5 protein-coding genes are annotated in these 11,570 nt (G+C 62.3%); 2 read left to right on the top strand and 3 right to left on the bottom strand.

Annotated features, from left to right (window positions below; translation table 11 throughout):
• Nucleotides 1-54 precede the first annotated feature (54 nt).
• The 3 genes from QIW53_RS05590 to QIW53_RS05580 all read right to left on the bottom strand — a co-directional run bounded on the left by QIW53_RS05590 (nt 55) and on the right by QIW53_RS05580 (nt 9,209).
• Entirely contained in the window at nt 55-2,877 is a 2,823-nt protein-coding gene (locus QIW53_RS05590) for an RHS repeat-associated core domain-containing protein (RefSeq protein ID WP_371048644.1), read from the bottom strand.
• The gene (locus tag QIW53_RS05585) at nt 2,862-7,505 is read right to left on the bottom strand and encodes a SpvB/TcaC N-terminal domain-containing protein (RefSeq protein WP_371048643.1); all 4,644 of its coding nucleotides are present in this window, start codon (nt 7,503-7,505) and stop codon (nt 2,862-2,864) included. The genes QIW53_RS05590 and QIW53_RS05585 overlap by 16 nt, the downstream gene beginning before the upstream one ends.
• A 180-nt stretch (nt 7,506-7,685) precedes the next feature.
• The gene (locus QIW53_RS05580) at nt 7,686-9,209 is read right to left on the bottom strand and encodes a fumarate hydratase (RefSeq protein WP_192305464.1); all 1,524 of its coding nucleotides are present in this window, start codon (nt 9,207-9,209) and stop codon (nt 7,686-7,688) included.
• Nucleotides 9,210-9,526: 317 nt separating this feature from the next.
• On the opposite strand from QIW53_RS05580, the gene QIW53_RS05575 reads away from it, so the two are divergent.
• Together QIW53_RS05575 and QIW53_RS05570 are read left to right on the top strand one after the other, a co-directional pair.
• Nucleotides 9,527-10,633, top strand: a complete 1,107-nt coding sequence (locus QIW53_RS05575; protein WP_371048642.1) for a GGDEF domain-containing protein — start codon at nt 9,527-9,529, stop codon at nt 10,631-10,633.
• Entirely contained in the window at nt 10,626-11,561 is a 936-nt protein-coding gene (locus tag QIW53_RS05570) for an iron-sulfur-binding ferredoxin reductase (protein ID WP_371048641.1), read from the top strand. Before QIW53_RS05575 ends, QIW53_RS05570 begins: the two co-directional genes overlap by 8 nt.
• Nucleotides 11,562-11,570 lie beyond the last annotated feature (9 nt).

Below are 11,570 nucleotides of genomic sequence, written 5' to 3'. Positions count from 1 at the left end.
AAGATAGCACGCGCGGCGTCTGGCGCTGTCATTGCCCCGATTCTTGCCCGTGTATCAGGTCGTTCGTCGTGCGAGATCCTCGCGACGTACGCGAGCGACCTCATGGGGCAGTTTTCCCAATGAAACGATGCTGCGGTTCAGCCTTGTCAGATCATTGAAGCTCAAGTGCGCCTCATGCATGTTGATCGCCAGTTCGGTTTGCGAGGACGGACTTGCTCCAGGGGCAGCGCCGATGTGTTCAAGGAGTCGCTCATTGTTCAGCAGGTAATTTTCCGTCAGAGAGGCGCCCTGGACATCGGTTGCATCGATCTCGTAAAAATCATACTCATCGTCATGGATGCCCTGGGCTGCGAAGTACAGCGCTCCTTCAAGCGTTTCGGCGACAATCAGAATGCGCGTGTTGATCATGGCCCTGATCGCTGTGAAGTCATCGGATTCGGCAAACCCTGTTGCCAGCACTTCTTGTGGTGGACGGCGGTCGGCCCGATAGACTTTCGCACCGAAGTTGAACCGTTGAATCAGGTTCGCGCTGCTCAGGGTGTAGTTCAGTCGGACGGGTTGAGCGTTCAGCATCCCGACGACCTCGATCTGGTCTTCAGTTGCCGGCGATGGAGACGCAATGGCAGGGCTGGCTGGCGAGGCGGAACTGCCGGTCGAACCAGGGCTGTCCTCGTCCATCGAGTCGGAACCATCAGCCTGTGAAGAGACGGGCGAATCCGCTTCGTCCATCGGCTCCTCTTCGCTTTCCAGGGTGTCAGAATCGGCCAACGGCGGCAGCCCTAGCGCTTCCCTCAAGGCGTCCCCGACCGCTATGACATGGTCCACAAAACGGTCGTCGGCAGGTCCCCAGATGCGGTCTTCGCTGATAGGTCCACCCGTGCGGCCGTCGAGATCGATCCGGCTAACGGGATTGTTGCCACAAAACCTGTACAGGTTCAGGCCGTCGATTGCACCGGCTGGGTCTGGGCAAATCCATCTCCCCAACCACGGCGCGTAATAGCGGGCCCCAAAGTAGTAAAGGCCGCAGATATCCCGTTCCTTGCCGGAGAATCGCACGGTCTTGTCATTGCCATCGACTCGGGAACGGGCCGCCCACCACGCCGTGCCACCGTAGGGGTAGTAACCTTCGTGGGTGAGGACGTCACCCTGCCGATCCAGTTCCAGGCTGCAGGACCCCAGGAGATCCGCAACGCTGTAACGCACTGTATCGGCCTCGACATCCGCCGGTTGACCCTTCAGCCAATGCAGGCACCGAACACTGCCCCGCGCCAGGGTGATGCAGATGATGTGCAGCTCTTCATCGTCATCGGTGGTTCGCACCTCCAGCCCAGGCAAGTAATGGACGACGCGCTGGTGGGCGAGGGCATGTGCCTGTTGGCTGCTGAACTTGACTACCCGCTGGCCGGCCGCGTTGTAGCGGTAGCCTTCACTGTCATCGCTGGCGGCGGGCCGGCGAACGGTGGTAACGCTGTGCAGCTGGTTCCGTGCATCCCAAACCAGAGACCGCGCACCCGGAGCCTGGTGTTGCAGGTTGCCGTTGGCGTCGAACTCGCGAGAAAAGTCCGGTTCGTCGCCATCTTCGCTCCAGGGCAAGGCGCGGTTGCTGTGCGCATCGACGCGCAGTCGTTGGCTGAACGGGTTTTTGTCGCTGACATGCCGCAGGCCGATCCGGTTGCCGCCCGCATCGTATTGGTAATGCTCCGTGTAGTTGAGCAAGCGGGAAGGATCGATGGGGGCGGGGACGATCAGCTCCGGCAGCCCCGGATGCTGTCCGGCATCCATGGTTTCACGGCCGGTGGCGCGAACAAGTTGGTAGAGGCTGTCGTAGGTAAATGTGCTGTCGGCGTCCACCCGCTGGTTGGCGAAGTAGGTGACTGACTGGGTGTGGTCAACGCACCGGATCACATTGCCGACCTGATCGTACTCGTACTCCAGATCCTGCTGGCGGCAGCCCTGCGAATTCGTCGTGGTCAAATGGATCAATCGACCGGTTGAAGCCTCGAAGGCGGCGCGGTGGGTGACGTCGTTGCCGGTGACCTGAGTCAGCAAGTGACCTTCGGCGTCATAGTGCGCCGCTTTCATGATCGGTTGTCTCTCTCCAGCCTTCAGAGTGAGATCAATGCTTTGCAATTGACCGGCGCGGTCAACGCCGAACCGTTGTCGATGACCCGCGGCATCGAGTTGCTCAAGCACTTCAGGCAACGGGCCAAAACGGTTTTCGCTGGTGTATCCGGCGCCGGGCTGCAGCAGGGCGTCGCGTTGCGCTTCGACAAGGGGCCAATCGCTGCGCACGTCCGAGGTGTCCGGTAGTAATCGCCGCAGTTGCCGTATCAGCCCTCCATTGAGCGCCTTGTTCTGATAAAAGACCACACCGGCTCGGTCGTCGTGGCGTATCAGTTTCGAGCACTGATTGCGTTCGGCGAATTCGACTGCATTGTCGGCGTAGATGAGGCGTTCAATGGTTCGCCGTTGCTCGCCCTGCATCTGTTCATGGATCGCGATCAAGCGGCCTTGCGGGTCGTACTCGTTGTGCCAATGGCTGCCTCGACCGTCCCACTGCTCCGATATCCGCCCCGACTCGTCCAACAGTTCGACCCGCCACCCCGCATCGACACTGTCCGTGAGCAATGCCTGGCGCGGCAAGCTGTAGATGCTGCGTACGTTCGGGCGAGACGCAGGCGCCTGCAATCGCGGATCACGCTGGGCCACCACGCGTCCCATCGTGTCAAAGTGCCGGGAAGTGACCCGCGTTTCGGGGGCGAGCTGGTTGACCTCACTTCTGCAGTACACGACCTCGCGAACGGGCAAGCTCCGGCCATCGATGACCGACAACTGGGGCGTATGGGCGTTAATGTCCATGTTCAGTGCAGTGTCCATGGGTTGCGGCGTTTTTTCTCGGGCGGTGGATCGAACAGATCGTTTTCATCGAAGGCAATGGTGTACCAGGTGCGATATTGCTGCTCTCGACGCAGCGGCTTGAGTTCGGCGTCGGGCCCCTGGGCCATTTTTTTCGCCAGGACGGTGTGGGTCGGCCGCCCGGCGGCGTCATAGAACTGCTTGTCGTGATACTGGAATTCGCGCAGCGACTGGTCCTGGATGCGCCGAAAGCTGTCGGCGAAGTAGGGCCGGTAGATCCGCACTTTCTCGCCCTTGTTGTTGTATTCGACCGGTTCGCTGACCCGCCAGCGCCGGACGGCTTCGGCTTCTTCCGGTACTCCGTCCTTGAGTTTCAGCGTGCCGTCATCTGCCACCACCCACGCCTTGCCGGGTTCGACTTCCTGTTTGGCCTGCAACACACGGCTGAAGCCGTCCTGATGGAGGAGGGCGATGCGGATCTGCAACTCCGGGTCTCCTGGATAACGATCGGCCTGCAACGTCGCGACGTGCACCGGTTCGCGGTGGGCGTCGTCGACGTATTGCTGCAGCAGTTGTTCGTGTGCGTCCGGGGCCGTCACCTGCGACAAGTGCTGGCGAGCACGATCGCACAGGTGTCCGTCGGGTAACACGAAACCTGCCGCCAGCGCCCAGTCGAACCATTCGCCCTGAGGAGATTGAGTGGCCGGAACACGGCCCATCCAGCTGAAGGCATCGCTGAACATGGCCATGGCGTAATTGCCGATGGCGAGCCTGGGCGTTTCGATGGCGTGTGTCGGGCTGCGGTCCTCGGGTCGCTCATAGTCGTCCAGTGAATGGAAGCCGACCTCCTCGCCCATTTCCGTGCCGTAAAAGCTGGTCACCAGCGGTTCGCCGAACGCGTTGTACCGCGCTTCCTGGGTATTCTGGTTGGGGTCCAGGATGGCTTGGGGGAGAAAGGTGCGGTAATCGAGGTCAACGATTTGCGTGACGCAGCCGTCCGGCAATTCAATCGCAACGTGGACACACATATGCCGGTCGTACGCGACGTTGGTGATGCCGTGGCTTTTGGTCTGCTGGAAGTGGTCCACGTTGTAGAACCACGGCGCGCCCAGGTAATGCGGGAACCCTCGATGGATTGACCACAGGTAGTTTTTCGCCTCGTCCGGATCATCCGGGACCGGTTGCTCAACTTCCGGAAGGAAGGGCTCCATGATGTGATAACCCACCTCCCGGGATTCGAGCTTCTCCTTCAGGTTGAACGGCATGTTGCCGTCTTCATCCTTGAGCTTGTCATAGGCGCTCAGCGCATGGGCATCCAGTTCGGCAATCTCGACGTAGCCGGGCAGCGCCTGCACGGTGGCCACGCCCTTGGGCAGCAACTGGTTGGTGCCTGGTTCGAGGTAGAACTGCATGGACATGCCAGCCAGCACCGCCTGGCTGGCCCACTCGCCGCCCTCTTCGCTCCACTGCAGCAGATTTTCGTGGCAGATGCCCTCGCTGCTCAGCGCCGGTTTATCCAGCACCAGCGCATTGGTGCGTTCCCGGTAGGGCAAACCCAGTCGGTAGGGCATGCCTGGTTTCCAGGTGGCTTCGTCATAGACGTGGATGAATTGCGCCTTGGCCTCGGTCAGGTACCAGCATTGCTGGGCCGGGTCGTGGGCGTCCGTCCAGTAGCGGTTTTCATGCTCGTCGTCGAATGGCGGTGTTGCGTCGGTCTTGCGACGAGGGTAATAAACGACGAAGGCGTGGAGCACATCGCCGAACTCATCCCACTTCAGGTTCAGCGTGTGTTCGCAGCGCGGGTCGTCCGGCAGTTCGGGTTCGTAGTGGTAGCTGATCGACTCCAGGGCCATGGGTTGCAGCACGCTGTAAGGGTAGTGCTCGCCCTTGGCGCGCAACAGGCGCACCTGATAGCGATGTTCAGCCACTGAATAGGGCACCTGCGGATCATCCGCTGCAAACACTTCGGTGCGCAGTACCGAACCGCTCAGTGCACGGGCAATCTCGCGAGCGGTGGGCTCATCCGGTTCGAACGATTCGGCGGCCCGGTCGCGCAGGTGAAAGCGTTCCAGTCGGGTCGCCCGCAGGGCCTGCGCTTCGGTGTCGTCGGCGTAGTAGCCATCCCTTGGCTGATCGACGAACTTGCCAATGTGAAACCACGTCTTGTGCAGGATCGGCGCGGTAAAGCCTTCGCTCGCCCGTTGCGCCTCGGTGGCTTCGGTATCGGTCTGAAGCAACAGGCCGAAGCCTCGGAATTCGCGCTCATGGGGGTCGTAGTAACCTTGGCGATAGCTGAACAGCTGGGTCAGTTGATTGCCGGTGATTTCATCGACCTGGGTCTGGCGTTTGACCAGGTGCATGGCGAACGGCACGCCCGACGCCACCACCCGGTCCTTGTCGATCAAGTGTTGCTGGTATTCTTCGTCGAGAAATTCCTGCGCGGAGCTGCGATAGTCGATGAGGCTCAGTGCCCCCATATTGTTATTGCTGCGATTGACCAGGTAGGGCTTGGCGTGCACGAAGTCATAGCGCCAGTGTTGTGCAGTCATGTGCGGCTTGGTCAGGATCACACTGGTACAGCCCAGCCCCAGCAGATCCGTAGCAGTGACCTGGCACAGGCGGTCGTAGCGCACGCCCTCGGGCCAGGGCACGTCGACGGATTCGGCGGCGAAGCCCTGACCGCAACGGTTCATGAACACGCGCATGCCGTCCGGTTCCAGGTAGATCAGGTCGGTGGCGCCTGAGCCGTCCAGGTCCGCCAGCAGGACCCGACCGGCATGGAATTGGGCGTAGGCGAAGGTCGGTGAGTCGAGCACGATGCGCTTGCCGAAACGCCCGTGACCGAGGTTGGGCCAACATTCCAGGCTGTCGTGGCGCAGGCGGAACAAGTGCTGCTTGCCGCTGCCCAGTACATCGCTGAAACCCACGACTTCAGTTTCCGAATAGCTCGGCACGGGCAAGACATCGTCTTCGTCGTGGGGCACGTTGCTGCCGGCGGTGAAACCGTTGTCGTCCCCCAGGTTGGTGTACAGGCGCACGCTGTTGCTGCCGATCAGGGCCACGTGCGTACGACCGTCACCGACCAGGTCGGCCATTTGCGCCTGGGGATGAAAGTACTCCAGCGGGAAGGCTTTATAGGGGATGAACGTCGTCCATTCGCGGTCGGGGTTCAGGGTGAAGCAGCCATTGATCATGGGCGCGTGCAGGCCCCATTCCAGTTTGCCGTCACCGTTGAGGTCGCTGAGCGTCTGGCGGATCGCCTTGCTGCTGTCGGCCACCGGGATGTACGGCAACGCTTTCAAGTCGCCGTAGCGCACGTCATCGCCCAGGCTGTCCGCCCGCAGGGGTTCGCGGTAATACCAGGCCTTGTCGTAGCGGCACAGAATTCCCGGCATGCCCTTGCCGTACAAATCCGCCATTTGATAACGCTGGCCGTCGTTGAGGCCCGGCATTTGCGGGAATGCCTGCCAGCCTGGCGCATGACGCTCGTCGAGATCGAAGGGCGCGTAGTTGAATTCCATGGGTGGCCGGCTTTCAACCTGACCCAGGCTGTCGTAAGCCTGGAGGTGGGCGGCGGTCAGTTGGCTGTAGCCGAGGGCCGTCTGGTGGTGTTGCAGGAACAGCCGTTGCACCAGGACCGGGGCACTGCCCAACTCGACAGGGAAGTGATGAAACATCAAGACCTGGCGGCAGAGGCGGCGGGTGCCCAGCTCAAACCCGTAGTCGTAGTTCCAGAACGGATCGCTGCGTTCCAGCCACTCGCCATACTGATCGCCATCCTCAAGGTAGGGCGGGCCGTAGACCGGTGTCCGGGTCAGGTCGTGCGCACGTTCGCCGTAATCGAACAGCAGGTGAAAGAGGAACTGCACGCCGTCCCAACCGCCGTCCTGCAAGCAATACAGGTCGGGTTGCGCTTGTGCATTGCCATAGAGCACCCGGTGCACATAGCGCTGGGCGCGATAGTCACGGCCCTGGTGGGCGTCGGGCCCCCCCGTGTCGGCCTTGTACTCGTAAACGATGTGCTGGCCGCGCGGGTCGACCGTCTCGTCCAGCAGCCAGACCCCGACCCGTTCCGGCTTCTGCGGCTGACTTTCGTCCCTGGGCTCGGCCCGACGCGAGTCCAGCGTCTTGCCGTAGACATGGGTGTTGCCATCGGCGCTCTGGATCTTCCAGAACCCGGCGACGTCGTCGTCGTTGACCCAGCGTTCGATTTTGGCGAAACCGCCCTCGACTCTCGGGTGGTAGACGAGCACCTGGTAAGCCGTGGTGCCGATCTTGTCGGGGCGGGTGATGATCTCGCCCTGGGTGTCCAGCTCCGGCATCCAGGTTTCGCCATCGGGGCCGATGATCAGATCCTTGTTGGCTTCGTACACCGGCACACCCTTGCTGGTGCGCAGCGTGATGGCATTGACGGTCAGGTGCCAGCCCATGCCAAAGAGGCTGTTGCCCACATGGCTGCTGTAGCCCAGTGACAACGCCGGTACTCGATCACGGTTGGGTGCGGTGGAAATCGGCAGTGGGAGGGTGAGCGACGCCGAGCCGGTCGTGCCCACCGGTCCCCAGCCGCCAAAACTGGCAATGGCACCGCCAATTTTTGGCTGGGTCGGGGCGGTGATGTTGATCGTGCCTTTTTGCTCTTCTGTGGCCATTTCTGTTTCCACCTGACAAGGACACATGCGAGCCTTCAACTTATCAGGGGAGGCGCTGGCTGTGACCTGTCACATCTGACAGGTCGATGGTGCGAGCGATAAAACAGTGCCTTTCCCTGGGCGAAAAAAAACCGCCCCGTCGTTGCCGGCGGGGCGGTTTTCAGAGGGCTTCAGGGCAACTTACTGCACTTCCACCGCCAGGTTTTCGCTGATCTTTTTCTGCCAGATGGCAGGACCGGTGATGTGCACCGATTCGCCCTTGCTGTCGACCGCAACGGTGACCGGCATGTCCTTGACCTCGAACTCGTAGATCGCTTCCATGCCCAGTTCGGCGAAGGCCACCACGTGGGATTTCTTGATCGCTTGCGCCACCAGGTAAGCCGCGCCGCCCACCGCCATCAGGTAGACGGCCTTGTGGTCCTTGATCGCGTCGATCGCGGTCGGGCCGCGCTCGGATTTGCCGATCATGCCCAGCAGGCCGGTCTGCTCGAGGATCTGACGGGTGAACTTGTCCATCCGCGTCGCGGTGGTCGGACCGGCCGGGCCTACCACTTCTTCACGCACCGGATCGACCGGGCCGACGTAATAGATGAAGCGACCCTTGAGGTCCACCGGCAGGCTTTCACCCTTGTTCAGCATCTCGACCATGCGCTTGTGCGCCGCGTCGCGACCGGTGAGCATCTTGCCGTTGAGCAGGATGGTTTCACCCGGCTTCCAGCTCTGCACGTCTTCCGGGGTCAGGGTGTCGAGGTTGACGCGACGGGCCGACGGGCCGGCTTCCCAGACGATTTCCGGGTAGGCGTCCAGCGGTGGCGCTTCCAGCGAAGCCGGGCCGGAGCCGTCGAGCACGAAGTGGGCGTGACGGGTGGCCGCGCAGTTCGGGATCATGCACACCGGCAACGAAGCGGCGTGGGTCGGGTAGTCCATGATCTTCACGTCGAGCACGGTGGTCAGGCCGCCCAGGCCCTGGGCGCCGATGCCCAGCTGGTTGACCTTCTCGAACAGTTCCAGGCGCATTTCTTCGATGCGGTTCTGTGGACCACGGGCCTTCAGCTCGTGAATGTCGATGGATTCCATCAACACTTCCTTGGCCATCACCGCCGCTTTCTCGGCGGTGCCGCCAATGCCGATGCCGAGCATGCCCGGAGGGCACCAGCCGGCACCCATGGTCGGAACGGTCTTCAGAACCCAGTCGACGATCGAGTCGGACGGGTTGAGCATGGCCATTTTCGACTTGTTCTCGGAACCGCCGCCCTTGGCCGCCACATCCACTTCCACGGTGTTACCCGGGACGATGGAGTAATGGATCACGGCAGGGGTGTTGTCCTTGGTGTTCTTGCGAGCGCCTGCCGGGTCGGCGAGGATCGAGGCACGCAGGACGTTTTCCGGCAGGTTGTAGGCGCGACGCACGCCTTCGTTGATCATGTCGTCCAGGCCCATGGTGGCGCCATCCCAACGCACGTCCATGCCGACGCGGACAAACACGGTGACGATGCCGGTGTCCTGGCAGATCGGGCGGTGGCCGGTGGCGCACATGCGCGAGTTGATCAGGATTTGCGCCATCGAATCACGGGCCGCCGGCGATTCTTCGCGCAGGTAGGCCTCGTGCATCGCCTGGATGAAATCCACGGGGTGGTAATAGGAAATGAACTGCAGGGCGTCGGCAACGCTCTGAATCAGGTCGTCTTGCTTGATCACGGTCATGAGTCGCGCTCCTCTAAAAGACGGGAACATTCAATAAGGTGCTGGCAGTTTGGGTGCATCGGTCGACTGTCAGCACCTTTCAAGGCACGCCGGGGCTGCTGGCGCGACGCTAAAAAGGCGCGGCAGTATACCGCGCCTCGCAGGTGGGTACACGTCCGGGGGGCTAATCATTGGTCGCATGGGGCGAGGTTTCGCCGGGGTGGGAGCGGTATCTGCCTGAAAATTGAATGGTCATTTATCCGGCTCGCCACTAAAGTGGCATCCGGCCTGTAGAGTAGGACACTCAATCAGCCCCTTATCGCACGGTGAGTCAACGATTGACCCATAACGCCATCCAGCGCCTGTTGCTCAAACGTTTTGCCCTCGCAGCCGGCACCTATGCCCTGGCCTTGATGCTGCTGTGGCTGGCGTTCTTTACCGGGCATTATCCTCATTCCCTGGCGAACGTCGCGGTCGGCAGTGCCCTGGTGGTCATCTGCCAGGCGGCCTTGTTCGCCCTGTTCTACAGTGGCTGGAACCTGCGCTTCGCCGATCCCAGCCTGACCGAAGTGCAGATATTGATCGGGCTGGGCTGGCAATCCTGGCTGATCGCCCATCTGGAGGAAGCCCGTGGCGTCTTCCTGGTGTTCTATGTGCTGATCCTGCTGTTCGGCTTGTTTCACCTGTCGCGCCAGGCCTTCGTACGGTGTGCGCTGCTGGTGTTTTTCAGTTTCAGCGCGATCACGCTGTGGGAGGCTTACCACTTCCCGTTGGCCGACCCGGCGTTGGCGGTGTTGCAGGTGTGCGTGCTGTTCATCGTGCTGGTCTGGCTCGAGTTGTATGCCCGTCACGTCCAGGCCTCGCGCCAGCGGATGCGCCAGCGCCGATTCGCCTTGCAGGCGCATCAGGACACCCTGCGCGGCATGATGCGTCAGCTCGAAGACCTGGTGGCCACCGACGAACTGACCGGGCTGTTCAATCGCCGGCATTTCCTGCGGCTGGCCACCCGTGAGCTCGACAGCATGGAGCCGGACGTGGTCCACGGTCTGGCGCTGATCGACCTCGACCATTTCAAGCGGATCAACGACATGCATGGCCACGCGGCCGGCGACCAGGTGCTGCAAGCCTTTGCCGGCGTGGCCAGCGCCTGCCTGCGCGACGGCGATGTGCTGGCGCGCTATGGCGGTGAAGAGTTCGTGCTGCTGCTGCCGGATTGCAGCGCGGAACGCCTGACCGCCTGTTGCGAGCGACTGCGAATCGCCTTTACCGACGTCCAGCTCATCGGCCTGACAGTGGGTAACCTCAGCCTCTCGGGCGGCATGACCCTGTTGCTGCCGGGTGACGATCTGGACGACGCCCTGCACCGGGCCGATCAGGCGCTGTACCGTGCCAAGCGCGACGGTCGCAATCGTTGTGCGGCCGCCTGGGAGCACGTCGATGCCTGAGTTGCGGGCCGGCGATCGGCAATGGACGGTGGCACCGGGCACCAACCTGCTCGATGCCCTGAATCGAAACGGCGTGCCCGTTCCTTACAGTTGCCGCGCCGGCAGTTGCCATGCGTGTCTGGTGCAATGCACCCAGGGGCTGCCGGAGGACAGCCGGCCCGATGCCCTGAGCGTTGAACAGCGTCAGCAGGGCTGGCGCCTGGCGTGTCAGTGTCAGGTGGTCGAGGACTTGCAGGTGCACGCCTTCGATCCGCTCAAGGACGGCCGCCCGGCCGAGGTGGGCGCCGTCGACTGGTTGAGTCGCGACGTGTTGCGCCTGCGCCTGACCCCGCAGCGCCCGTTGCGCTACAGCGCCGGCCAGCACCTGGTGTTGTGGGCCGGCCAGGTGGCGCGCCCGTATTCGTTGGCCAGCCTGCCCGAAGAAGACCGCTTCCTGGAATTTCACCTCGATTGTCGCCAACCTGGCGAATTCAGTGACGCCGCACGCCGGCTGCACATCGGCGACGCGATGCGCCTGGGCGAGTTGCGTGGCGGGGCTTTGCACTACGACCCGGAATGGCACGCGCGACCGCTCTGGCTGCTGGCGGTCGGGACCGGTCTCGGCCCGTTGTTCGGGGTCTTGCGCGAAGCCCTGCGCCAGGATCACCAAGGCGACATCCGGGTCATTCACCTGGCCCATGACGCCGAGGCGCACTACCTGGCCAAACCCCTGCAGGCCATGGCCGCCAGCCGCTCGAACCTGCACGTCGAGTTATGGACAGCGACCGAGTTGCCGGCGGCTTTGGCGCAACTGCGCCTTGTTTCCCGGCAAACCCAGGCCTTACTCTGCGGTTCTCCCGACAGCGTCGACGCCTTCGCCCGGCGCCTTTACCTGGCGGGACTGCCGCGCAACCAACTGCTGGCCGACGTCTTCCTGCCCCGCGGTTGAGCGCTGACT

This window comes from Pseudomonas fluorescens (assembly GCF_041354075.1).
GTDB classification, from domain to species: domain Bacteria; phylum Pseudomonadota; class Gammaproteobacteria; order Pseudomonadales; family Pseudomonadaceae; genus Aquipseudomonas; species Aquipseudomonas fluorescens_CE.
This window is presented reverse-complemented; position numbering and strand designations above follow the sequence as displayed.

Coding starts and splice junctions, on each gene's coding strand:
- QIW53_RS05580 (WP_192305464.1), bottom strand. CDS start 9,209: ATGACCGTGATCAAGCAAGACGACCTGATTCAGAGCGTTGCCGACGCC.
- QIW53_RS05570 (WP_371048641.1), top strand. CDS start 10,626: ATGCCTGAGTTGCGGGCCGGCGATCGGCAATGGACGGTGGCACCGGGC.
- QIW53_RS05590 (WP_371048644.1), bottom strand. CDS start 2,877: ATGGACACTGCACTGAACATGGACATTAACGCCCATACGCCCCAGTTG.
- QIW53_RS05585 (WP_371048643.1), bottom strand. CDS start 7,505: ATGGCCACAGAAGAGCAAAAAGGCACGATCAACATCACCGCCCCGACC.